This is a genomic window from Actinomadura sp. K4S16 (genome assembly GCF_008327685.1).
GTDB lineage: Bacteria > Actinomycetota > Actinomycetes > Streptosporangiales > Streptosporangiaceae > Spirillospora.
In genome coordinates, this window is sequence record NZ_BDDE01000020.1 from 14831 (window position 1) to 37699 (window position 22869).

Sequence of the window (22869 nt, forward strand, 5' to 3'; positions counted from 1 at the left end):
CCCCCCTATGAACATGGACAAGCCGGTTCGGCGGGTGGCGATCTTCGCATTGCTGCTGTTCTTCGGCCTGATGGCCCAGGTCAACTACGTCCAGGGCAGCCAGGCCGAGGACCTGCGCACCGACGCGCGCAACAGCCGCCAGTACGCGGACGTGTTCAACTCGCCGCGCGGCCAGATCTCGGCGGGCGGCGAGGTGCTGGTGGTCTCGAAGGAGACCGGCAAGGACAACCCGAAGTACGGCCGGACCTACAAGGACGGGCCGATCTTCGCGCCGATCACCGGCTACTTCAACGGCAACGCCACGCAGGTCGAGCGGGCCTACAACTCGCTGCTCGGCGGCAAGGACAAGCGGATCACGCAGCAGCGCTGGTTCGACACGTTCATCGGCAAGAAGGCCGAGGGCGCGAACGTCGAGCTGACCATCGACCCGCAGGCGCAGCGCACCGCCTACGAGCAGCTGAAGGCCGGGACGTCGAACGGCCGCCGCGGCGGCGCCGTGGTGATCGACGTGAAGACGGGCGCGGTCAAGGTGGCGGCGTCGTGGCCGTCGTTCGACCCGAACGAGGTCGCGCCGCAGACGGGTGAGAAGGGCGGCAAGCGGCTGGAGCAGCTCGACAAGGGCGAGGGCGTCATCAAGCCCCTGGTCGACAACGCGCTCAGCCAGACGTTCCCGCCCGGCTCGTCGTTCAAGACGGTGGTGTCGGCGGTCGGGATGCAGAAGCTCGGCCTGAACAGCTCGTCGACGGTGAACACCGGGCAGCTGATCCTGCCTGAGTCGGGCCGCCCGCTGCCGAACTCGCACGACAGCGGCAGCTGCGCCGGGTCCGCCCCGCTGCGCGGCGCGTTCGCCGAGTCCTGCAACACCTCGTTCGCGAAGATGGCGCTCGACATGGGCATCCAGGAGCTGCACGACGGCGCCGAGTCCTTCGGGTTCGGCAAGCACGTGCAGCTGGAGCCCGACATGTACGCCGCGGAGAGCGACATCCCGGTCTCGATCAAGGACGCCAAGGGCAACACGATCCAGACCGGCAAGGACGGCACGGCCCGTTCCGGCATCGGCCAGGAGAACGTGCGGGCCACCCCGCTGCAGATGGCGATGGTCGCCTGCGCGGTCGCCAACGGCGGCAAGATCATGAACCCGTACGTGGTGCAGCGGGTCCGCGCCAAGGACCAGAGCGAGCTCTACAACGCCTCGCCGAAGGAGTTCGGGAAGGCGATGTCCGGCGACCAGGCCGGCCAGCTGGAGGACATGATGCGCGCGGTGGTCTCCGAGGGCACCGCGAAGAACCTGGCGGGCAAGCGGATCGCCGGCAAGACCGGTACCGCCGAGCAGGGCCCCGGCAACCCGAACGCCAACTGGTTCGTCGGGTTCAGCCCGACCGAGAACCCGCGCTACGCGTTCGCCGTGATGGTCGAGACCCCGGGCTCGGGCGCCGCCAACGCGGGCCCCGTCGCGGCGGCGATCATGGCGAAGGTGCTGCAGAAGTGAGTACGGGCCTCGTCCTGAACGACCGGTACCGGCTGCTGGAGCGGCTGGCGATCGGCGGGATGGGCGAGGTCTGGCGCGCGTCCGACGCGCTGTCCGGGCGGCCGGTGGCGGTGAAGCTGCTGCGCCTGGAGCTCGGTTCGGACGTGCGGGCGCGGGGCCGGTTCGAGTCGGAGGCGCGGTTCGCCGCGGAGCTGCGGCACCCGGGGATCGCGCGGGCTTTCGACTACGGCGAGCAGGCCGGCCGGACGTTCCTGGTGATGGAGCTGGTGCCCGGCGAGCCGCTGGACGAGATCCTCGCGCGCGACGGCGGACTGCCGCTGGAGGCCGTGCTCGACCTGATCGTGCAGGCGGCGCGGGCGCTCTCGGTCGCGCACGCGGCGGGGATCGTGCACCGCGACGTCAAGCCGGCCAACCTGATGGTGGCCCCGGACGGCACCCTGAAGATCACCGACTTCGGGATCGCCCGCCGGCTGGCCGCGGCGTCGCAGACCCAGACCGGGATGGTCATGGGGACGGCGCACTACATCTCGCCGGAGCAGGCGCAGGGCCTGAAGCTCTCCCCCTCGGCGGACCTGTACTCCCTGGGCGTGGTCGCCTACGAGTGCCTGACGGGCGCGCCGCCGTTCGACGGGCGGACGCCGGTGGAGGTGGCGCTCAAGCACGTCCGGGACGCGCCCGCGGAGCTGCCGGCGCGGGTGCCCGAGGCGGCCCGCGAGCTGATCATGGAGATGCTGGCGAAGGAGCCGCGGGACCGTCCCCCGGACGCCGACACGGTGGCCGCCCGGGCGCTCGGCATCCGCGCGTCGCTCAGCACGGCCGCGGGCGGCGCGGCCCGTCGGAGCGTCCGGCCGGACGCGGGCCGGAACGGCGCTCGGCGAGCCCCCGGCGCCACCAGCAACGATCGCCTTGTCGTAGAATCATCAACTTTGTCGGGATTTGACGCTGGCGAGAGGGCGGATAACCTCACCAGCGGGCCGGTGCCCGGGCAACGGCGCCCGGCACTGGCGTACGCGTCCGTCGCGGCCGCCGTGGTACTGGTCTGCGTCATCGTCGTCGGCTCCCTGTGGAAGGGGCTGGCGTTCGCCGGGCCGGGCGAGGACGAGCGGGATCCACCCGCGCCCACCGCCACCCGGCCGGTCGGGGACGGCAGCGTCGGCGACCCGGCGTCCACCGCCCCCGCCACTCCGCCGCGGCACACCGCCAGGACCACCCCCATGCCGGCTGTTCCGCCGCGGCACCGGACGCATAGGATCCGTCCGTCAACGCAGGCGACCCCCAAGGCGTCCCTTTCACATAAGCCATCAAGGAATCCGCCCCGGGCGACTCCCACCGCCCCTGAGCCCACACCCGCACCGACGGGGAGCACCACGACTCCGTCAACTCCGAGCCCGGATCCCCCGCCGACCCAGGAGGGGAAGCTAGGTTCTGGAGACAAGGTGTAGACGTACGAGGGAAAGTGCACATATGAGTCAACCTCGGCTGCTCGGCGGCCGCTACGAGCTCGAAACGGTCATCGGGCGCGGCGGCATGGCCGAGGTCTACCGTGCCCGGGACCGCCGCCTCGATCGCGTCGTCGCGGTCAAGACGCTGCGGTCCGACCTGGCCCGTGACCCCACGTTCCAGGCCCGGTTCCGGCGCGAGGCCCAGTCGGCCGCGTCGCTGAACCACCCCTCGGTCATCGCCGTGTACGACACCGGCGAGGACATGATCGGCGACACCCCCATCCCGTACATCGTGATGGAGTACGTGGACGGGAGCACGCTGCGCGACCTGCTGAGGGAGAACCGCGCGCTGCTGCCGGACAAGGCCCTGGAGATCACCGACGGGATCCTGCGGGCGCTGGACTACAGCCACCGCGGCGGCATCGTGCACCGCGACATCAAGCCGGCCAACGTGATGCTCACCCGGCAGCACGAGGTCAAGGTCATGGACTTCGGCATCGCCCGGGCCATGGCCGACACGGCGTCCACGATGACGCAGACCGCCCAGGTGATCGGCACCGCGCAGTACCTGTCGCCCGAGCAGGCGCGCGGCGAGCGGGTGGACGCCCGCAGCGACATCTACTCGACCGGCTGCGTGCTGTACGAGCTGCTCACCGGCAAGCCGCCGTTCACCGGCGACTCCCCGGTCGCGATCGCCTACCAGCACGTCCGGGAGGAGCCCGTCCCGCCGTCGCAGGTGGACCCGCAGATCCCGCAGTGGGCGGACGCGATCGTGCTGAAGGCGATGGCGAAGGACGCCGACCACCGCTACCAGAACGCGACGGAGTTCCGGCAGGAGATCCAGCGCGTCCTGCAGGGCCAGCCCGTGTCGTCGACGGCGGCGTCCACGATGCTGATGAGCGGCCAGCCGCAGGGCACGCAGATGATGGGCGCGTACGGCGGCGGCCCGGCGCGCACGCAGGTGCGGCGGCCGCAGGACGACGGCTACGGCCTGCCGCCCGTCCACTACGACGACGGCGCCGAACGCGACGGCTCCGGACGGAAGGCCGCGCTGTGGGTGGGGCTCGCGGTGCTGTTCATCGGCGGCGCCGCGCTCATCGGCTGGCTGATGAGCGGCGGGGACAAGGCGGCCGACCAGGTCGCGATCCCGCAGAGCATCGTCAACGTCAAGCAGAGCGACGCGACGGCCCAGCTCACCAAGCTCGGCTTCACGGTCGGCCAGCCGAAGACCGACTACAGCGACGACGTCAAGAGCGGCTACGTGATCAGCTCCGATCCGGAGCCCGGCACGAACGCCGCCAAGGGCGCCACGGTGACTCTGCTGGTCTCCAAGGGCCCGAAGCCGCCCACGGAGATCGAGGTCCCGGACGTCACCGGCAAGCCGTACGCGACGGCGAAGAAGATACTGGAGGGCCGCGGGTTCGAGGTCGACAAGAGGGTCGAGTCGAGCGACACCGTGCCGCGGGGCAACGCGATCTCGACCGACCCGCCCGGCGGCTCGAAGGCGAAGAAGGGATCGAACGTCACCCTGACGGTGTCGACCGGCCCGTCGAGCCTGAAGGTGCCGAGCCTGTTCAACAACAGCCAGCGCGCCGCGTGCGGCAAGCTGGAGGGCCTCGGCCTGAAGTGCCAGGTGCAGAAGGGCGCGCCGCCGCCCGACAAGCAGGTGGCCCCGGGCTTCGTCTACGACCAGCAGCCGGGTGAGGGCGCGACGGTCGCGCCGGGCGACACGGTGACGATCTTCGTTGCGGAGAAGCAGCAGCAGTCGCCGCCGCCCGGGCAGGGCACGCCGACGCCGGGCTTCCCCGGCTTCCCGGGCAACGGGGACGGCCAGGGCTGACCAGGTAGGAACGAGGGCCCCGCCTCCGGAAGGAGGCGGGGCCCTCGGCGTTCGCGGACGGGCCGCGGGGCCCGAACGGGTTCGGACATGCCCGGGCATGAGAGAAGGGCCTCCGCCACTCGGGGGCAATGGCGGAAGCCCTTCGCTATGGTCTTCGTCGCGACCCCATGGGACGTTACGGATTTCAACCGAAATTTTCTGAGTTGGAGGAGAAGATCCCGCCTAGCCCCGGCCCGTCCGGTGAAGGCGCAGGTCATCGCAGGTGGCCAGCCAGTTCCGCAGCAGCCGGTGTCCGGCGGTGGACAGGATCGACTCGGGATGGAACTGGACGCCCTCCACGGGGCGGCTCCGATGGCGCAGCCCCATGACGACGCCGTCGCGGGTGCGGGCCGTCACCTCCAGGACGTCCGGCGGGACGGTCCCGGGCACGACGGCCAGCGAGTGGTAGCGGGTCGCGGCGAACGGGTCCGGCAGGCCGCGGAAGACGCCGGCGCCGTCGTGGTGGATCTCGCTCGTGGAGCCGTGGACGATCTCGGGCGCCCGGGCGACCGTCGCGCCGTGCACGTGGGCGATCACCTGGTGGCCGAGGCAGACGCCGAGCAGCGGGGCGCCGCGGCGTTCGGCGTCCCGGACGAGGTCGAGGCACACCCCGGCGTCCGCCGGGTGGCCGGGCCCGGGGCTCAGCAGGACGCCGTCGGCCTGTTCGGCGTCCTGGACGGCGACGTCCGACCGGTCCTTGACGACGCACTCGGCGCCGAGTTCCAGCAGGTACTGGACGATGTTGTAGACGAAGCTGTCGTGGTTGTCGACGACGAGGACGCGCATCGCCGGTCAGCCCGGGGTGGCGGAGCCGGACGGCACCGGGTCTTGGACGACCCCGTGGTCGAACTGGACCTTGGGCTCGACCCAGGGGAACACCACGTACCAGAGGATGGCGGCGATCGCGACGAGCAGGCCGAGGGCGGTCGCGGTCTTGGTCTGCCAGGCGCCGGGCAGCCGGCGCCAGATCCAGGCGTACACGGGGCCTCCTACGTCCCGGCGGCCTGCCGGGCCGCTGCCGCGCGCGGCAGCGCCTCGGTCAGCTCGCCGAAGATGATCATTCGTTGCGCGGCGGAGTACTTCGGGTGGCAGGTGGTGAGCGTGATGAGCCGCTCGGTCGGCCGCCGCTTCGGGTGGAACGGGACGGGCGCGGTCACCTCCACCGCCGACGGCCGCACGATCCGCCGGTCGGTGACCTTGTAGACGTACTGCTCGTCCCGGGTGTCGATGAGGATCTCGTCGCCGCGGTCGAGCTCGCCGAGCCGGTTGAACGGCGCGGAGTAGGTCGTCCGGTGCCCGGAGACCACGAAGTTGCCGACCTGGCCGGGCAGCGCGCTGCCCGGGTAGTGGCCGGGACCCTTGCGCAGGTCGGCGCGGTCGACGCCCTCGATCACCACGAAGCGGTAGTGCTCGCCGAACCTGGGGATGCGGATCACGGCGAGTCCCCTGCCGAGCTCGACCTTCTCGGTGGTGACCTTGGTGGCCCGCCAGTTCTTCAGCATCTCGTCGCCGAGCCGGTCCTGCGCGCCCTTGGTGTACTGGCCGGTGCCCCACAGCTCGTACGTCACGAACAGCATGACGATCAGTCCGGCGGTGATGCACAGCTCGCCCATGCCACGGATCACCGTGCGCACCGCGTCCTCCTCTGCCGGGGGGTTCAGTCGCCTTTGGGCGGTTCCGCCGGAACCGTAGCGTGCTTCATGGTCACGTTGCCTGTGTAGGGCGGCAACGTGGCGCGCCCCACGGTCCGCACCGCGTAGCCGAGCCCGTAGGCGCGGACGTACTTGCGGTAGACCGCGATCTCGCGGGACGCGCCGAGCGCCGCGCGCAGCCGGTCCGGGTCGCCGACGGCGGTGATCCGGAACGGCGGGGAGTACACGACGCCCTGGAGGATCAGCGTATTGCCCACGCAGCGCACCGCGCTGGTCGAGATCACCCGCTGGTCCATGATCTGCATGGCGCGGGCGCCGCCCGCCCACAGCGCGTTGACGACGGACTGGACGTCGCTCTGGTGCACGACGAGGTCGTCCGGGCTGACGCCGCGGGGCAGGTCGCCCGACTTCGGCAGCGGCGCGTCGTCGAGCGTGACCCGGACGGCCCGTCCGGCGGCGGGGGTGAACCCGGCCTCGGCGGCCAGCCGGTCGGCCTCCGCCTGAGCGTTTTTCACCCTGGCGTCGTGACGTCCGGCCTCCCGGGAGATACCGTCGACTTGGCGGCGCAACCGCCGGTACTCGGCGCGGTCCTGCCGGGCCCGGCGCTGCTCCGCGGTGATGAGCTCGGTGATCCTGGTCCGGCCCTGCTCACGCAGGCTCGTACCGCGGGCCGTGCTCGCGCTCGCCGCGAACAGGGTTCCCGCAAGGAGCGTGAGAACTGGGATGATGCTTCCCCACGCTGGACGCCGTACGCTGCTCACCAGCGACTACGCTAACCGACAAACCACCCATGCGCGGCCCGGCGCTCCGGCCGCCGGACGCCCGAGGAGATCGATCCCACCGTGGCCAAGTCCAAAGTGCGCAAGAAGGCCGTCTACACGCCCCCGCAGAAGTCCAAGGCGCCCGAGGTCAGCCCGCGCTGGCTCGTGCCGACCATGGTCGCGCTGTGGCTCTTCGGTCTGATCTGGATCGCCGTCTTCTATGTGACGGCCAGCACCGGTACGGACGTGCCGTACATGACCGACCTGCACAACTGGAACCTGGGGATCGGCTTCACCGCGATCATCCTCGGTGTGATCCTTTCGACCCGCTGGCGCTGATCGCGAGTTATCCACAGGTTGAGGGTCGCTCACCGCGCCTTTCCCCAAGTTTTCCACAGGGAGTGTCCACAGGCGCCGGAGCGCGGACGCCGCCGCGCGCGGGCCTGGTGGCCGTGCGCGTGCGCGGCGTCCGCGCCCGCGGCTACACCGCGGGGCTCAGCTCGGCCGTTCTGAGGATCACGAGCGCCGCGAGCAGCGCCAGCACGACCAGCGGCGCCGCGAGGTGGACCAGCCTGCGCCGCGCGTCCGGCGTGTAGGCGTAGGCCGCGGCCAGCGCCGCCCCCACCGCGAGGCCGCCGACGTGGCCCTGCCAGGAGATCCCCGGCACCGAGAACGTGATCACCAGGTTGATCACCAGCAGCACCACGATGGGGCCGACCGGCCCGCCGAGCCTGCGGCCGATCACGAAGTACGCCCCGAAGAGGCCGAAGATGGCCCCGGACGCGCCGACCGCCGAGTCGTGCGGGGAGCCGACCAGGTACAGCAGCACCGAACCGCCGAGCCCCGACAGCAGGTACAGGGCGAGGTAGCGCCACCGTCCGAGCACCTGCTCCAGCGCGGGACCGACGGCCCACAGCGCCCACATGTTGAACAGGATGTGGGTGATGCCGAACGATCCGCCGCGCTGGTGCAGGAACATCGTGGTGAACAGCCGGTACCACTCGCCCTCGGCGACCCCGCCGACCCGGCCGTCCGGCAGGACGGCCTGGCCGAGCATCATGAACTCCCAGACCACGCGCCAGGACGCCAGCTCGGCGAGGTAAGCCGCGACGCACAGGCCGATCAGCGTGTAGGTGACGACCGGCACGGCGGACGCCGAGCCCCGCGCGCCGAGCACCGTCCGGGGAACCGCCTTGCGGACCCCCCGGTTGCCCTCGGCGACGCACTCCACGCACTGGTGCCCGACCGCCGCGTCCCGCATGCAGTCGGGACAGATGAAGCGGTCGCACCGGGTGCAGCGGACATACGTCTCGCGCCCCGGATGCCGGTAGCAGGTCGGCACCGAGGTCTCGGGGGCGGGACTCTGGTCTGTGCTCATCAGCGGCTCCGTGGGGCCGGTACGGTTCGGCTCTTACCCGTCACGGGGTCTCACCTGGACCAACGACTAACGGCGCTCGATCGTCACCGATTCGATGACGACGTCCTCCTTCGGACGGTCCATCCGGCCGGTCGGGACCTTGCCGATCCGGTCGACGACGTCCGTCCCCTCGATGACCTTGCCGAAGATGGTGTGCCGGCCGGTCAGGTGCTGGGTGTGCGCGACGCTCAGCGTGATGAAGAACTGGGAGCCGTTGGTGCCGGGCCCGGCGTTCGCCATCGCCAGCAGGTACGGGCGGTTGAACTTCAGGTCCGGGTGGAACTCGTCCTTGAACTGGTAGCCCGGGCCGCCGGTGCCGGTGCCGAGCGGGTCGCCGCCCTGGAGCATGAACTGGTCGATGACCCGGTGGAAGATCGTCCCGTTGTAGAGCGGCCGGTCCGTCTTCTGCCCGGTGTTCGGGTCGGTCCAGGTGCGGGTGCCCTCCGCCAGCTCGACGAAGTTCGCCACCGTCTCGGGCGCGTGCTCCGGGTACAGCTGGATCACGATCTTGCCGAGCGACGTGTTGAGCGTCGCGAAGATCTCGTTGGCCACGCTGGCCGCCTCCTCGTGAGATGGGTTCTGTGACGTCTGATGCGGGGTCTCGGCCATGCCGGAAATCGTCACCCTGCGTGAAAAGTTCGTCACGCTCGCCGTGTTTACCTTTCGGTCGCAGGGAAGGCTGCCTGACAGGACCTCGCAAACAGGGAGGTTAGCGTGTCCCTAATGATCAGTATCCGCCGGAAGCCGCAGGACGAGGTCGTGAACCGGCTCGGCCGCGTCCAGGAGGTGGCCCGCCAGGGCGCCGACAGGTGGCGCCAGGGCGCCTCCGTCGCGGCCGAGCGGATCGGCCCCATCGCGAACGAGCGCGTGTTGGTCGTCCGCGGATGGAGCGCACCGAGGCTCCGGCAGGCGGCCCGGTATGTGGAGACCGGGCTCGCCCCGCGGGTGAGCACGTTCCTGAGTGACGTCGCCGGACGGGTGGAGCCGCCGAAGCGGACCAAGCCCGGTCGCGGCGCCCTCATGGCGATGATGGGCGTGGTCGCCGCCGTCGGCGTTGCCGGCGCGGTGGCGACGCGGCGCGGCGCCATCCGCGACATGGCCAAGGGGTCGGGCGAGCAGGCGCACAGCGCCACCTCGGCCGACTCCATGACGGTCAGCGGCGCCGACGTCGACGGCCAGGTGCATTCGCCGCACTGAGCACGCAGGAGGAGGGCCCGGCCGCACGGCCGGGCCCTCCTCCGTCCCCGTGCGGCCTCCGATGGCTACCACCCGGTACGGTGAACGCCATGTCGCCGAAACGCCCCCTGCGGCAGGTACTGGCGGACCGCGCGAGGCAGCGGGCCCGCCAGGGCGTGCACACGGCAGTGCACCGCGCCTGGGAATGGATCCAGCGGCACGGGGAGATCACCCCGCACACGCCGGGCCGCCGCCAGTTCGCCTACCTGGGCGAGGGCGCCTGCATCGGCTTCCCGACCGGCAGCATCTACGGCGAGCCCTGGATCTCGATCGGCGACCACACGCTGGTCGGCACGCACGTCACCATCTCCGCCGGCTTCGTGCCCGGCCTCGACCTCGGCCCGGACGTCATCGTCCGGATCGGCGCGAGCTGCTCGCTCGGCCGCGGCACCCACATCGTCGGCCACCAGTCCATCGACATCGGCGACGACGTCTTCACCGGCCCGAACGTCTACATCACCGACCAGAACCACACCTACGGCGACCTGCACACCCCGATCGGGCGGCAGTGGCCGGAGAACAACCCGGTCGTGATCGGGGACGGCTGCTGGATCGGCACCGGGGCGATCATCCTGCCCGGCACCCGCCTCGGCCGCAACGTCGCGGTCGCCGGGGGCGCCGTCGTCCGCGGCGAGTTCCCCGACCACTCGGTCATCGGCGGCGTGCCCGCCAAGATCCTGCGCAGCCACGACAAGGAGAACGGCTGGCAGCCGCCCCTGCGCACCGACTCCCTCATGTCGCTGGACGAGCTCGCGGCCCTCTCGGTCAACGGCCTGGAAGGCCTCCAGATCCTCCAGGACCGTCTGCGGGCCGAGTCCGCCGCCCGGGACGGCGACGTCCTGAGCGAGGAGGCCGGCTGACCGTTCCGCCCCCGCCGGGCGGACAGGACATGCGAAAGAGCCCCGCACTCGCGTGCGGGGCTCTTCCGTGGTCGGTCAGCTGGTGCGGGCGGTCCGGCGGTCGCCCCCGAAGGAGGCGCCGCGGCGGTTGCCGTGGGAGCCGCCGCCGGTCCGGGGACCGCCGCGGCGCTCGCCGGAGGAGAAGGAGCGGTGCTCGCCTCGCCCGCCCTCGCCGTCGCGGCGGCGGTTGCCGCCCTCGCGGTCGAACGTGCGGGGGCCGCGGCCCCGGCGCGCGCCCGGCCGGCCCCGGCCGCCCTCGCGGCGCGCGGGGCGCTCGGGGATGAGCGGCTCCTCGATCGGGATGCCGGACGGCTGCCGGGCCCCGGTCAGCTTGACCAGCTCGGCGTCGCCGGTGGTCACCCGGGTCCGGGGGGCGTTGATGCCGGCGCGGCGCGTCATCGCGGACGTGGAGCGCACCTGGTGCGGCAGGACGAGCGTGACGACGGTGCCGCGCTCGCCGGCGCGGGCGGTGCGCCCGGCGCGGTGCATGTAGTCCTTGTGGTCGGCGGGCGGGTCGACGTGCATGACGAGCGTCACGTCGTCGACGTGGATGCCGCGGGCGGCGACGTCGGTGGCGACCAGCACGCTGATGGAGCCCTCGCGGAACTCGGCGAGGGTGCGGGTGCGCAGGCCCTGGCTCTTGCCGCCGTGCAGGCCCGCCGCGCGGACGCCGGCCTGGGTGAGCTGCTTGGCGAGCCGGTCGACGCCGTGCTTGGTGCGGGCGAACAGGATCGTCCGGCCCTCGCGGTTGGCGATCTCGGCGGTGATGGCGCCCTTCTCCTTGGGCGCCACGAGCAGCAGGTGGTGGTCCATGGTGTCGACGGACTCGTCCACCGGGCCGATCGCGTGCGTGACCGGCTCGTTCAGGTACCGCCTGACCAGGACGTCGACGTCCTTGTCGAGGGTGGCGGAGAACAGCAGCCGCTGCCCGCCGGGCTGGGCGGCGTCCAGGATGTCGGTGACGTCGGGCAGGAAGCCCATGTCGGCCATGTGGTCGGCCTCGTCGAGCACGGCGATCTCGACGTCGGACAGGTCGCAGGCGCCCTGCCGCATCAGGTCCTTGAGCCGGCCCGGGGTGGCCACGAGCACCTCGACGCCGCGGCGCAGCGCGTCGATCTGCTTGAACATCGAGGTCTGGCCGATGACGGTCTTGAAGCGCAGGCCGAGCCCGCGGCCGAGCGGCTCCAGGTTCGTCTGGACCTGCTGGGCCAGCTCGCGGGTCGGGACGAGGATCAGCGCGAGGGGGCGCTTGGGGGCGGCCTTGCGGCCGGAGAGGCGGGCGAGCAGCGGGAGCCCGAACGCCAGGGTCTTGCCGGACCCGGTCTTGCCGCGCCCGAGGACGTCGCGGCCCGACATGACATCGGGGATCGCGGCGGCCTGGATCGGGAACGGGGCTTCGATGCCCTGGCGGGCCAGAGCGCTCACCAGCACCGGCGGGAGGCCGAGCTCGGCGAAGGTGGGAACCGTCTCCTCGTCCGCGATGGCGGGCATGGTCGGGTTCTGTGCAGCAGCAGCTGTGGTCACGCATTACCTTCCGAGAGGGGGCACGTCTCGGGAGGCACCTCAGTGGGCGTGGCCTGCAAGGACGAGCCTGGCGCCAGCGGCGGCGCCGAAGATTGATTCCTAGAGTCTAACGTCGTCGGGGAACGACCTTATGCCCCATCCCGGAAGGAACATTCGTCACTTCATACTCAGCATGCACACGAAACGCCGTCGACGGGGGCCGTGAGCGGGTCCGGGGAACGCCGGGTGACGGCGCCGCCACCGGTCTCCACCGGGCAGCCCTCCCGCGCCCAGTACTCGAATCCGCCGAGCATCTCCTTCACCGGGCGGCCGAGCTTCGCGAACTCCAGCGCCGCCTTCTGGGCGCCGTTGCAGCCCGGCCCCCAGCAGTAGACCACCACGGTCGCGCCCTCCGGGACGAGCGCGGCTGCGCGATCGGCGATCTCTGCGGTGGGCAGGTGGACGGCGCCCTGGACGTGGCCCTGCGCCCAGCTCTCGGCGCTGCGGGTGTCGACGACCACGAGGCCGGGCGTCCCTTCGGCGAGTTGGGCGGCCACGTCCGACACGTCCGTCTCGAACGCCAGGCGGGCGGCGAAGTGCCGGAGCGCCTCGTCGGCGGTGGCGGCGGGCGCCTGCGTCGCCGCGGGCGCCGGGGTGGCTGTGTTCATCTGCGAGCTCCTTAGGAACGTGAGAACTCTCTCTCGTGGCCATCTCGATCCTCGGGTTCGCGGCCGCCCGTCCGGAAGTGGCGTGAATGCCGCCTATCGCTAAGATTTCGCCATGCGTCTCGCTTCCCCCTCCCGCCGGCACACTGTGTCGGTGCTGGTGTTCGACGGCATGGCGCCGTTCGAGCTCGGCACGGTCGTCGAGGTGTTCGGGCTGCCCCGGCCCGAGCTGGACGTCCCCTGGTACGACCTGCGGGTCTGCTCGCTGGAACGCGGACCGATGCGGGCGGTGGGCGGTTTCACGATGACGGCCGAGCACGGGCTGGACGCGTTCGCGTCGGCGGACACGGTGCTCGTCGTCGCCGTCCCCGACGTCCGCGCGGACCCGCCGCCCGAGGTCGTCGCGGCGCTCCGCGAGGCGCACGCGCGGGGCGCCCGCGTGGTGTCCATCTGCTCCGGCGCCTTCGCCCTGGCCGCCGCGGGGCTCCTGGACGGACGGGCGGCCACGACGCACTGGCGGTATGCCGACCTGCTGCGCCGCCGCTACCCGCTCGTCCAGGTGACGCCCGACGTCCTCTACGTGGACGGCGACGACGTGCTCACCGGGGCGGGCAGCGCGGCGGGGCTCGACATGTGCCTGCACCTCGTCCGCAAGGACCACGGCGCCCGGGTCGCCAACGCGGTGGCGCGGCGGCTGGTCGTCCCGCCGCACCGGGACGGCGGGCAGGCGCAGTTCGTGGAGGCGGCGGTGCTTCCGCCGGAGGAGGACGACCCGGTCGCGCGGGCCATGGCGTGGGCGCTCGACCATCTCGCCGAGCCGATCACCGTGTCCCGGATGGCACGCGAGGCGTGCCTGGCGCCACGCACGTTCCTGCGGCGCTTCCAGCTGCGGACGGGGACGAGCCCGCTGCGCTGGGTGGTCGGCCAGCGGGTCCTGGCGGCGCTGCCGCTGCTGGAGGAGGGCGGCGCGCCGATCGAGGAGGTCGGCGCGGCGGTCGGCTTCGAGAGCCCGGCCACGTTCCGGCACCACTTCGCCCGGACGATGCGGACCTCGCCGTCCGCCTACCGGCGCACGTTCCGGGCAACCGCGGGCACCTGACCGCCGGCGGGCGCGCCCCGGACGGCCCGGCCCAGAGGATCCGACGTCCGGGCCGGCGGCCGGCCGCCCGAGCGCCTCAGGCGCTGTGCGGGAGCGGAGCCTGGCGGTCGATCTGAGCAAGGCCGCCGAGGGGCGAGGGAGGCGGGAGGCGGGGCCCCGCGGGGCTTCGGCCAAGATAACCGTCCGGTTACGGCCATCAACCGGGGAGTGCCCCCGGAGTTCCCTGACCAGCAGAAGTCACCGATGTCAGGAGCTGGTTGCGCCGCGACCACGACGGTCGGGCACGGGCGGGCCGCCGACGGGGCGGCGAGGTCAGCGGGCCCCGGAGGCGTCCAGGGCGGACGGGGGGCCGATCCGGGCGGACGCCCGCAAGATCATTTCGGACGGGACCGAAACTTCGGGCCCCGCGCCGGGAAAGCCGGCCCTTGGCACAAAGTTCCAGATCAATCGTTGATCGGTGGCCCGGGCCTTTGTTAATCTGCCCCGGCAGTCAACGGAAGCGGCCTCTTACTGATCGTGAGAGACCAAATCCACTCCGCCACGTTTGTTCATCCCGCCAACAAATGAAAGCCGTTCTAGGTGACCCTGGCCGACACAATCGGCCGCGCAAGCCTCCAGCTACACCCGACCCTTGAAGTAGTCAGGTGAACGGTACAAATTAATGACAGTGCAACCACAGGCGGCTCCCGCCGCGCCCCGCACCGGCGGCACCCTCGGAAAGCGGATCCTGGCATTCGCCGGCCACCCGCTGTTCCGCGGTGACGCCCATGTCGTCCACGACCGCAACCCCTACCGCCGCATGCTCGTGCCCGGCTCGCTGGCCGAGTCCGACTTCGACCTCCCGCCCGGGCCCGCCGACTGGTCGGCCCATCGATCGCTCGCCGCACACCGGCTCCTCGGCACCTTCTACGAAGCCGAGACGGTGCTGCTCCCCGAACAAGGGCTCGACGGGCTGTACGAAGATTTCGATCTCTTCTACGGCCCGCAACTGAAGGAACTCCGGGAAACCTCGGTCTCGGCGCTGGAACGTTTCGCGTTCGGCTGCCTGGACGACGCGGTGGACGTCAGCGGCGCGGCCACTCCCGAGGTGCTGGAGGCCTACTTCCAGCACGTCGTGGACGAGGCCGCCGCCGGGCCGTCGCCCGCGCTGACCGCCATCGCCGGCGCCCGCGACAAGGAGAGCGCCGCCGACCTGTACCTGGTGCAGCTCGCGCTGGACGGCCTCACCGAGGCCTCCGCGATGTCGCGCAACCTCGCCGGCGCCTACGGCCCCGAGCAGTCCGCCCTATTCAAGATCTTCATCGACGAATTCGGCTACGGGGTCTACGACGCCAAGCACACCACGATCTTCGCCAAAATGCTGCGCAGCCGCGCCATGGCGACCCATGTGCACGCGTACTGGAACTTCTACCTGACCGGTCCGCTGGCGACGAACAACTACTATTACTACCTGTCCCGCGACCATGCGAAGTTCTTCCGTTACGCGGGTGCCGTCACCTATGCGGAGGCCGTTTTCGCGCCCGCCTTCGTGGAAATGGTCAAGGTCTTCCGCGGCATATTCGGCGACGCCGTCGATCTGCATTACTGCGACGAGCACGCGCATATCGACGAGCACCACGGCCGCATCACCAGGGACCAGGTGCTGCTCGCGCTGGCCAAGCGGCACGGCCCGCGCGTCGTCCCCGAGCTGCTGCGCGGCATCGCGGAGGCGCGGCTGGTCGGCGGCTGGTTCGAGGACGACACCGCGGCGCAGATCCGCTGGTCGGACGACCTCCCCCGGCACCGGGAGCTCGCCGGTTCGGCGCGGACCGGGTCCGAGCCGCCCGAGCGCGTCGCGCTGACTCCCGAGAGCCCGTTCGGCACGCGCACCCACGACGGCGACATCGTCCTGGAGGTGGAGCGCGGCGAGGCCGACCTCGTCACGACCCCCACCGGACCGCCGGAGCGGCTGGCGCGCGGCGACTCCGTGCTGATCCCCGCCGGACGCCTCTACGGGATCCGGTCGGCCACGCCGGAGACCGCCTGCCTGCTCCACGCGGTGACCCCCGCCACGACCCCCGCCTGACGCCTCCCCCTCCCCCTCTCCCGCTCTCCGCTCTCGACGCTCCCACCGAGACTCCCGTCTCTCTTGCCCCGCCTGACTGCGCCATGCCCAGTGCCGACCCCGCCCGTCACCGGAGCGCGCCCGAAAGACAAGAGGAGCCGATGGCCCGCGTCATCGTGATGGATCTGAGCCGGCACAACACCGTGATGGTCGGCCATGACCGCTACTTCGTCCTGCACGAGGGCGACCGGTCGCTGCTCGTCCGCGACCACTGCCCGCACCGCGGCGGCCCGCTCAGCCTGGCCCGCCGCACCCCGGACGGGCGGCGGCTCAGCTGCCCGTGGCACGGCACCAAGGTCGGCGTCTCCGCCGTGAAGCGCTCCTGCCTGCCGATGGTGCGCAGCGGGGACGAGGCCGTCGTCGTCCTTCCGGAAGACGACGCCCCCGTTTCGGTCGTCCACAAGGAGATCCTCGCCAACCTGCCGCCCGACCCGACCCACGACGAAGGGGCCGAGAGCCGATGAACAGCGCACAGCCGCAGACGCAGGGCGCGGTCACCGAGATCCGCGACGGACTGGAGCTCGGCGAGTTCCTCAGGTGGGGGCGCGAGCTGCACCACCAGGGCCGCTACGAGGACGCCGCCAGGGCCTTCGAGCTGATCCTCGGCATGGACGCCGACAACCAGGAGGCCCTGATCGGCCGCAACCGGGCCGTCCGGCGCTCGGTCCCCCGCTGGCACTGGGAGATGCTGCACGACGAGGAGCGCGCCGAACTGTACGACCGGGCGATCCGGCAGGCGGTGGCGGCCGCCCCGGGCGCGATGGTCCTCGACATCGGCGCCGGTTCGGGCCTGCTCGCGATGATGGCGGCGCGGGCCGGGGCGCGGGACGTGGTGGCCTGCGAGGGCCAGCCGTCCGTCGCCGAGACCGCGGCGCGGGTGGTCCAGGTGGCCGGGTACGACGACGCGGTCCGCGTCGTGTCGAAGATGTCCACCCGCATGACGGTGCCCGGCGATCTGCCGAGGCGCGCCGACCTGCTGGTCACCGAGATCGTCGACTGCGGGCTGCTCGGCGAGGGCGTCCTCGGCACGATCGCGCACGCCCGCGAGCACCTCCTCGCCCCGGACGCGACGATCATGCCGTCGCGGGGCCGGATCATCGCGCAGCTGATCGAGAGCGAGCCGCTGCACCGCAAGAACCACGTCGGCAAGCTGTACGGGTTCGACCTCGCGCCCTTCAACCGGCTGTCCACGCTGGAGTACTTCGACTCCCGGCTCTCCAAGCACGAGCACCGGACGCTGTCGGAGCCGATGACGGTGTTCGAGTTCGACTTCTACACCGCGGACGCGCGGCCGCAGCGCACCGAGCTGACGGTCCGGCCCACGGCGGCGGGCACGATGCACGCGGTCGCGTTCTGGTTCGAGATGGAGCTGCTGCCGGGGATCGTGGTCGACAACGCGCCCGAGCACGACTCGCACTGGAAGCAGGCGATCCAGTGCCTGCCCCTCCCGCTGCACGTCCAGCCGGACCTGCCGGTGTCGCTGGTCGCGGCCCACGACGGCGAGTGCGTCCGCTTCGAGGTCGAGTCCGAGGAGGTGGTCGCGTGACCGCCGCCATGGAGGCGACGGGCCCGGCGGCGGGCGCGGCGGCCGTGCGCGCGCCGGCGGCCCGCATGGTGACGACGGGCACGGCGCCGACGGCCGCCGCGGCGAGCGCCCTCGCCGCGTACTGCTCGCAGCCGATCTTCCGGCCGGGGCCCGAGGTCTACATCGAGGGCAACCCGTTCCGGCGGCCGATCGGCCCGCCGGGCGCCGGCGACCGGGACTTCTCCGTCCCGGCGACGGAGGCGCAGTTCCTCGGCAGCGGGCAGCTCATCGCGGGCCGCGTGCTGTGCAACGCCTACGAGAGCGACATGATCCTGCTGCCGCCCGCCGGGCTGGCCTCCGCGAAGGACGACTTCGAGCTCTTCTACGGCGACGAGGTGCGGGCGCTGCGCGACGCCGTCCGGCCGGGCCTGGAGCGGTACGCGTACTCCTTCCTGGACGACGCCGTCACCGCCCCGCCGGTGCGGACGCTGGACGAGCTGCAGGCGTACTTCCTCACCGAGGTGAGCGGGGCCGGGGCGCCCGCCGACATGACCGGGAGCAACCCGGCGGTGGACGCGGCGGCCGAGGTGACCGGCACCATGCGGCTGATCACCGAGTGCCGGCGGCCGGAGGAGGCCGCGGCGCTGCACCTCATCCAGCTCGCCCTGGACGCGCTGACCGAGGCGTCGGCGATGGCGCGCAACCTCGGCGGGTCCTACGGCGTCGAGCAGTCCGAGCTCTTCAAGATCTTCAACGACGAGTTCGGGTACGGGGTCTACGGCGCCAAGCACAGCACGATCTTCAAGGAGATGCTGGCCAGCGTCGGGCTGCGCACCGACCTGCACGCCTACTGGAACTTCTACCTGACCAGTTCCCTGGTCGGGGTGAACTACTTCAACTGGCTCACCGAGGACCACCGCGGCATGTTCCGCTACATGGCCGCGGTGACCTACCTGGAGTGGCTGTTCGCGCAGGGGTTCGCCGACACCGGCGCCATGCTCCGCGCCGTCTACGGCGACCGCGTGGACGCCAAATACTGCGACGAGCACGCGCACATCGACGTCCACCACGGGCGGATGACCTACGAGAACCTGCTGCTCGGCCTGGCCCGCGCCCACGGCGAGATGGTCATACCCGAACTGGTGCGCGGCATCGAGGACACCAAGCTCCTGCTGCGCCTGGGCGACGCCGACTTCCGCGCGCAGATCGCGTGGGCCGACAACCTCGACCGGCACACCGAGGCGGGCGCCGCGCTGGCGTCCTCCGCGATGGACGACGCCGAGACGAGCACGCTCCGTCCGGACAGCCCTTTCTGTACCGGCGTGTACGACTCCGACCGGCTCGTGGAGGTCACGGGCGGCGAGGTGGACGTGTACGCGTGGGCGACCGATCACCCGCACCGGCTCGGCACGGGCGACGTGCTGCTGGTGCCGCGCGGCCGCCTGCACGGCCTGAAGGCCGCCTCGCCCGAGGCCCGGGTCACCGTTCGTTCCGTCGAAAGGACGTCCCTCGATGACTGAGACCGCACAGCAGGCCGCGCCGTCGGCCGGATCGTCCTCGCCGGTCGGCTCCTACAACGAGTGGGACCCGCTGGAGGAGGTGATCGTCGGCGTGATCGACGGCGCCGCCGTCCCGCCGTGGCACCCGGCGATCGAGGCGACCGTCCCGCCCGAGGCATGGGAGTTCTACCGCCGCAACGGCGGCGGCGGCTTCCCGCAGGAGCAGGTCGAGGCGGCCCGGGAGGAGCTCGAAGGGTTCGTGGCGATCCTGGAGGGCGAGGGCGTGACGGTCCGGCGCCCCGACCCGGTCGACCAGTCCCGCCCGTTCGGGACCGCCGACTGGACGTCCACCGGCGGCTCGTCGCACACCTTCCCCCGCGACATCGCGCTCGTCGCCGGCGACCAGATCGTCGAGGCGACGATGGGCTGGCGGTCGTACTACTTCGCCACCCACCCGTTCCGGACGATCTTCAAGGACTACTTCCGGCGCGGCGCCCGGTGGGTCGCGGCGCCGAAGCCGCAGCTCACCGACGCGTCCTTCAACCCCGACTACGCCGCGGCGAAGCCGGAGACCATGTCCCTGGACGACCCGTTCCCCGACGCGACCTCCGTCATCACGGAGTTCGAGCCGATCGTGGACGCGGGCGACTTCATGCGGTTCGGCCGCGACATCCTCGTCCAGCGCAGCCACGTCACCAACCGGTTCGGCATCGAGTGGGTGCGGCGGCTGCTCGGCGGCGAGTTCCGGGTGCACGAGGTCGCGTTCGCCGACGACCACCCGATGCACATGAACGCCACGTTCGTCCCGCTGCGCCCCGGCCGGGTGCTGATCAACCCCGAGCGGGTGCCCGAGCTGCCGGAGATGTTCGCCGGCTGGGACACGATGGTCTGCCCCGAGCCCGCCATCCCCGCCGACCAGACGATGTACTTCTGCAGCCGGTGGATCGCGATGAACACCCTGATGCTCGACCAGGAGCGGATCTTCGTCGAGGCGCAGGAGACCGAGCTGATGCGGGTTCTGGAGAAGGAGGGGTTCACTCCCATCCCCGTCCCGTTCCGCACGGTCAACACCTTCGGCGGCGGCTTCCACTGCGCCACCCTCGACGTCCGCCGCCGCGGCGGGCCCGAGGACTACTTCTCCTGACAACCTGCGATCGAGGTCCGCATGTCCTATGACCCGCCCGCGGGCGATGAGCGTCCGCTCCTTCTCCTGGTCGCGAGCAGCTACTGGGTCTACCGCGAGTACATCCTGAAGTCGGTGTCGCAGCGGTACCGGCTGTGGCTGCTCAACCCGACCCCGGCGAGCTGGGAGGAGCCCTACATCGCCGGGCACACCGTCGTCGACTGCCTCGACCTGGACAAGCTGACGGCGGCGGCGCGCGATGTGGCCCGCGACCACGAGGTCGCCGGCGTGTTCTGCTACGACGAGGTCTACATCGAGGCGTCCGCGCACCTCAGCGCTGTGCTCGGGTTCCCCGTCCTCGACCCCGGCGCGGTAGCGCGCTGCCGGGACAAGTCCGCCACGCGGGAGGCGCTGCGGGACGCCGGGTTCCCGCAGCCCGCGTCCCGCGCCGTGTCGTCGCTGGAGGAGGCGCGCGCGTTCGCCGGCGAGATCGGCTACCCGGTCATCGTCAAGCCGCGCAACCTCGGCGGCAGCCTCGGCCTCAGCAAGGTCGAGAAGCCCGAGGAGCTGGAGGCCGCGTTCGCGCTCACCGACGGGACGCGGCTCGGCGGCATCCGCCAGTTCGACGACTACGTGGTCGTCGAGGAGTTCCTCGAGGGCCCGGAGATCTCCGTCGAGTGCGTCCTGTTCCGGGGGGAGTGCACGCCGCTGATCGTGGCGCGCAAGGTCCTCGGCGGCAGCGGCACCCTGGCGTTCGAGGAGATCGGCCATGACGTCGACGCCGGCGACCCGCTGCTGTCCGACGCCGGTTTCCGCGACATGCTCGCCCGCGTCCACGCGGCGGTCGGGTTCACCGACGGGTACACGCACATCGAGTTCAAGCTGACCCCGGACGGCGCGAAGCACGTCATCGAGATCAACGTCCGGCTCGGCGGGGGGATGATCCCCTACCTCGGGCTGCTGACGTCCGGTGTCGACGGGCCGCTGGCCGCGGCCGACGTGGTGGCGGGCCGCCGGCCGGACGTGGCGTTCCCGAAGCCGCCCAAGGCGGCGTCCATCCGGTTCGCCTATCCCCCGTACGACATGGAGATCACCTCGGCGACCGTGGACAGGGAGCCGATGCGCCCGCCGGTCGCCGAGGTGGAGCTCGCCGTGCAGCCGGGCTGGCAGGTGCGGCTGCCGCCGAACGGGCTGGCCCGCTGCGGCTACGTGATCGCGGTCGCGGAGACGCTGGAGCGGACCCGCGCCGCGATCCCGGACGCCGGGCGGTACTTCACGTTCGAGGGCACCCCGCTGGAGCAGGCGCCATGACGTCCGCGGAGCACCCGACGATCCTCGCGACGCTGCGCGAGATGAGCGGGACGGTCCGGATCCTGGTCCTCGGGAACCTGATCAGCAATCTGGCGGCGTTCCTCAACGCGTTCCTCGTGCTGTTCCTGACCAGCGAGGGCTTCAGCGCGTGGGAGAGCGGCGTCGTGCTGACCGCGCTCATGATCGGCCGGATCTCCGGGTCGGCGGTGGGCGGCGCCGCTGCGGACCGCGTCGGGTACCGGTGGGTCATCGTCGGCTCCATGGCGGGCACGGCGGTGCTCACCGCGGCCCTCGTGCACGTGCCGAACATGTGGGTCGGCGCCCTCGTCGCCGGGGGAGCGGGGCTGACCGCGACGGCGTACCGCCCGGCGGCGATGGCGTGGGTGGTCGAGCTGACGCCGAAGGACCGGCACGTGATGGTCTTCTCGGTGCTGCGGCTGACCTTCAACGTCGGCTCGACGGTCGGCCCGATGGGCGCCGCGCTGCTGCTGACCTACGCGTCCTACGGCGCGCTCTTCTACGTGGACGCGGCGACGTCGCTGGCGTTCGGCGTGGTCGCCTACCTGGCGCTGCGGTCGGACGCCGAGCCCGAGGCCGCCGGCGGCGGGTCCGGCAAGGACCGCGCCGGCTACGGGCAGGTGCTGGCCGACCGGCGGTTCATGCTCGTCGTGCTCGGCCTCTTCCTCACCGCGATGACCTACATCCAGTCGTCGGCCGCCCTGCCTCTGTTCGTGACGGGCTCGGGCCACGACGAGCGGGTGTTCGCGATGCTGCTGACCGTCAACGGCGGCATCGTCATCGCCTTCGAGGTGCTGCTGTCCAAGTGGCTGCAGCGCCTGCCGATCGGGGTGCCGATGACGCTCGGCATGGCGATGCTCGGCGCCGGACATCTGGTCTACACCGGCCCCACGCCGGTGGCGCTGCTCCTCCTCGCGACGGTCGTGTGGACGTTCGGGGAGATCATCGCGGCGCCGTCCATGATGGCCTACCCCGGCCTCGTCGCGCCGACCGCGCTGCGCGCCCGCTACATCGCGGCGGCGACCATCCCGCAGCAGGTCGGCTACGCCGTCGGACCCATGATCGGTGTCGCGGCGTGGCACGCGTGGGGCTCGGGCGTCTGGGTGCTGACCGGGGCGTTCGGGCTCGTGGGCGCCGCGGCGGTGGCCGCGGGCGCCGGGCTGGGGCGGCGGCGCCCGGCCGAGGAGCCCGGCCCGGCCCTGGAGCCGGCCGCCGCGGCCGAGGCCGGCGATTGAGGCGGGACGACA

At 71.8% G+C, this 22869-nt stretch carries 22 protein-coding genes; 14 read left to right on the plus strand and 8 right to left on the minus strand.

Going from position 1 to position 22869, the window contains the following annotated elements; genetic code table 11:
* Positions 1–13 precede the first annotated feature (13 nt).
* The 3 genes from K4S16_RS31470 to pknB are packed head-to-tail and all read left to right on the plus strand — an operon-like array spanning position 14 to position 4771.
* Positions 14–1489, plus strand: coding sequence for a penicillin-binding protein 2 (locus tag K4S16_RS31470; RefSeq protein ID WP_235037190.1), 1476 nt, complete (start codon positions 14–16; stop codon positions 1487–1489).
* Positions 1486–2931: a serine/threonine-protein kinase gene (locus K4S16_RS31475; protein WP_149262711.1), complete on the plus strand. Its 1446-nt coding sequence runs from the start codon at positions 1486–1488 to the stop codon at positions 2929–2931. The genes K4S16_RS31470 and K4S16_RS31475 overlap by 4 nt, the downstream gene beginning before the upstream one ends.
* A gap of 22 nt (positions 2932–2953) precedes the next feature.
* Positions 2954–4771 carry a Stk1 family PASTA domain-containing Ser/Thr kinase gene (pknB, locus tag K4S16_RS31480; RefSeq protein ID WP_149262712.1) on the plus strand — a complete coding sequence of 606 codons (1818 nt, stop codon included), beginning with the start codon at positions 2954–2956 and terminating at the stop codon, positions 4769–4771.
* A 222-nt stretch (positions 4772–4993) separates the two neighbouring features.
* Here pknB and K4S16_RS31485 read toward each other — a convergent pair whose 3' ends face one another.
* Genes K4S16_RS31485 through K4S16_RS31500 form a run of 4 tightly spaced genes read right to left on the minus strand, consistent with a single transcriptional unit; the run spans position 4994 to position 7223 of the window.
* Positions 4994–5596, minus strand: a complete 603-nt coding sequence (locus K4S16_RS31485; RefSeq protein WP_149262713.1) for an aminodeoxychorismate/anthranilate synthase component II — start codon at positions 5594–5596, stop codon at positions 4994–4996.
* A 6-nt stretch (positions 5597–5602) separates the two neighbouring features.
* The gene (locus K4S16_RS31490) at positions 5603–5791 is read right to left on the minus strand and encodes a hypothetical protein (protein ID WP_149262714.1); all 189 of its coding nucleotides are present in this window, start codon (positions 5789–5791) and stop codon (positions 5603–5605) included.
* Between the two features lie 8 nt (positions 5792–5799).
* Positions 5800–6444: a class E sortase gene (locus K4S16_RS31495; protein WP_235037191.1), complete on the minus strand. Its 645-nt coding sequence runs from the start codon at positions 6442–6444 to the stop codon at positions 5800–5802.
* 23 nt (positions 6445–6467) lie between these two features.
* Positions 6468–7223: a DUF881 domain-containing protein gene (locus K4S16_RS31500; protein ID WP_149262715.1), complete on the minus strand. Its 756-nt coding sequence runs from the start codon at positions 7221–7223 to the stop codon at positions 6468–6470.
* A gap of 81 nt (positions 7224–7304) precedes the next feature.
* Here K4S16_RS31500 and K4S16_RS31505 point away from each other — a divergent pair, with 81 nt between their 5' ends.
* On the plus strand, positions 7305–7562 hold the full coding sequence (locus tag K4S16_RS31505; protein WP_149262716.1) for a cell division protein CrgA: 258 nt from the start codon (positions 7305–7307) through the stop codon (positions 7560–7562).
* A gap of 142 nt (positions 7563–7704) precedes the next feature.
* On the opposite strand, the gene K4S16_RS31510 is transcribed toward K4S16_RS31505, so the two are convergent.
* Together K4S16_RS31510 and K4S16_RS31515 are read right to left on the minus strand one after the other, a co-directional pair.
* Entirely contained in the window at positions 7705–8601 is an 897-nt protein-coding gene (locus tag K4S16_RS31510) for a rhomboid family intramembrane serine protease (RefSeq protein ID WP_149262717.1), read from the minus strand.
* A 66-nt stretch (positions 8602–8667) separates the two neighbouring features.
* Positions 8668–9192: a peptidylprolyl isomerase gene (locus K4S16_RS31515; protein ID WP_149262718.1), complete on the minus strand. Its 525-nt coding sequence runs from the start codon at positions 9190–9192 to the stop codon at positions 8668–8670.
* A gap of 171 nt (positions 9193–9363) precedes the next feature.
* On the opposite strand from K4S16_RS31515, the gene K4S16_RS31520 reads away from it, so the two are divergent.
* The gene (locus tag K4S16_RS31520) at positions 9364–9837 is read left to right on the plus strand and encodes a hypothetical protein (RefSeq protein ID WP_149262719.1); all 474 of its coding nucleotides are present in this window, start codon (positions 9364–9366) and stop codon (positions 9835–9837) included.
* An 89-nt stretch (positions 9838–9926) separates the two neighbouring features.
* Positions 9927–10736, plus strand: a complete 810-nt coding sequence (locus K4S16_RS31525; protein ID WP_149262720.1) for an acyltransferase — start codon at positions 9927–9929, stop codon at positions 10734–10736.
* Positions 10737–10811: 75 nt separating this feature from the next.
* Here K4S16_RS31525 and K4S16_RS31530 read toward each other — a convergent pair whose 3' ends face one another.
* Together K4S16_RS31530 and K4S16_RS31535 are read right to left on the minus strand one after the other, a co-directional pair.
* Complete coding sequence (locus K4S16_RS31530) at positions 10812–12266, minus strand: DEAD/DEAH box helicase (protein ID WP_149262721.1); 1455 nt, start codon at positions 12264–12266, stop codon at positions 10812–10814.
* 200 nt (positions 12267–12466) lie between these two features.
* The gene (locus tag K4S16_RS31535) at positions 12467–12946 is read right to left on the minus strand and encodes a rhodanese-like domain-containing protein (RefSeq protein ID WP_149262722.1); all 480 of its coding nucleotides are present in this window, start codon (positions 12944–12946) and stop codon (positions 12467–12469) included.
* Positions 12947–13058: 112 nt separating this feature from the next.
* Between K4S16_RS31535 and K4S16_RS31540 the strand changes: the two genes are divergently transcribed.
* From K4S16_RS31540 to K4S16_RS31575, 8 genes are all read left to right on the plus strand, one after another.
* Positions 13059–14042: a helix-turn-helix domain-containing protein gene (locus K4S16_RS31540; protein WP_149262723.1), complete on the plus strand. Its 984-nt coding sequence runs from the start codon at positions 13059–13061 to the stop codon at positions 14040–14042.
* Between the two features lie 667 nt (positions 14043–14709).
* On the plus strand, positions 14710–16107 hold the full coding sequence (locus K4S16_RS31545; RefSeq protein ID WP_160161094.1) for an iron-containing redox enzyme family protein: 1398 nt from the start codon (positions 14710–14712) through the stop codon (positions 16105–16107).
* A gap of 140 nt (positions 16108–16247) precedes the next feature.
* Positions 16248–16610 (plus strand): Rieske 2Fe-2S domain-containing protein, encoded by a 363-nt coding sequence (locus K4S16_RS31550; RefSeq protein WP_160161095.1) that lies wholly within the window; start codon positions 16248–16250, stop codon positions 16608–16610.
* Complete coding sequence (locus K4S16_RS31555; protein WP_149262726.1) at positions 16607–17692, plus strand: 50S ribosomal protein L11 methyltransferase; 1086 nt, start codon at positions 16607–16609, stop codon at positions 17690–17692. The genes K4S16_RS31550 and K4S16_RS31555 overlap by 4 nt, the downstream gene beginning before the upstream one ends.
* Positions 17689–19191, plus strand: a complete 1503-nt coding sequence (locus tag K4S16_RS31560) for an iron-containing redox enzyme family protein (protein WP_149262727.1) — start codon at positions 17689–17691, stop codon at positions 19189–19191. The genes K4S16_RS31555 and K4S16_RS31560 overlap by 4 nt, the downstream gene beginning before the upstream one ends.
* Entirely contained in the window at positions 19184–20314 is a 1131-nt protein-coding gene (locus K4S16_RS31565) for an amidinotransferase (RefSeq protein WP_149262728.1), read from the plus strand. The genes K4S16_RS31560 and K4S16_RS31565 overlap by 8 nt, the downstream gene beginning before the upstream one ends.
* A 21-nt stretch (positions 20315–20335) precedes the next feature.
* Positions 20336–21604: an ATP-grasp domain-containing protein gene (locus K4S16_RS31570; RefSeq protein ID WP_149262729.1), complete on the plus strand. Its 1269-nt coding sequence runs from the start codon at positions 20336–20338 to the stop codon at positions 21602–21604.
* Complete coding sequence (locus K4S16_RS31575; RefSeq protein WP_149262730.1) at positions 21601–22857, plus strand: MFS transporter; 1257 nt, start codon at positions 21601–21603, stop codon at positions 22855–22857. The genes K4S16_RS31570 and K4S16_RS31575 overlap by 4 nt, the downstream gene beginning before the upstream one ends.
* Positions 22858–22869: the final 12 nt, after the last annotated feature.

Coding starts and splice junctions, on each gene's coding strand:
- K4S16_RS31470 (WP_235037190.1), top strand. CDS start 14: ATGGACAAGCCGGTTCGGCGGGTGGCGATCTTCGCATTGCTGCTGTTC.
- pknB (WP_149262712.1), top strand. CDS start 2,954: ATGAGTCAACCTCGGCTGCTCGGCGGCCGCTACGAGCTCGAAACGGTC.
- K4S16_RS31485 (WP_149262713.1), bottom strand. CDS start 5,596: ATGCGCGTCCTCGTCGTCGACAACCACGACAGCTTCGTCTACAACATC.
- K4S16_RS31510 (WP_149262717.1), bottom strand. CDS start 8,601: ATGAGCACAGACCAGAGTCCCGCCCCCGAGACCTCGGTGCCGACCTGC.
- K4S16_RS31520 (WP_149262719.1), top strand. CDS start 9,364: ATGATCAGTATCCGCCGGAAGCCGCAGGACGAGGTCGTGAACCGGCTC.
- K4S16_RS31525 (WP_149262720.1), top strand. CDS start 9,927: ATGTCGCCGAAACGCCCCCTGCGGCAGGTACTGGCGGACCGCGCGAGG.
- K4S16_RS31530 (WP_149262721.1), bottom strand. CDS start 12,266: ATGCCCGCCATCGCGGACGAGGAGACGGTTCCCACCTTCGCCGAGCTC.
- K4S16_RS31535 (WP_149262722.1), bottom strand. CDS start 12,946: ATGAACACAGCCACCCCGGCGCCCGCGGCGACGCAGGCGCCCGCCGCC.
- K4S16_RS31540 (WP_149262723.1), top strand. CDS start 13,059: ATGCGTCTCGCTTCCCCCTCCCGCCGGCACACTGTGTCGGTGCTGGTG.
- K4S16_RS31550 (WP_160161095.1), top strand. CDS start 16,248: ATGGCCCGCGTCATCGTGATGGATCTGAGCCGGCACAACACCGTGATG.
- K4S16_RS31555 (WP_149262726.1), top strand. CDS start 16,607: ATGAACAGCGCACAGCCGCAGACGCAGGGCGCGGTCACCGAGATCCGC.
- K4S16_RS31565 (WP_149262728.1), top strand. CDS start 19,184: ATGACTGAGACCGCACAGCAGGCCGCGCCGTCGGCCGGATCGTCCTCG.
- K4S16_RS31570 (WP_149262729.1), top strand. CDS start 20,336: ATGTCCTATGACCCGCCCGCGGGCGATGAGCGTCCGCTCCTTCTCCTG.
- K4S16_RS31575 (WP_149262730.1), top strand. CDS start 21,601: ATGACGTCCGCGGAGCACCCGACGATCCTCGCGACGCTGCGCGAGATG.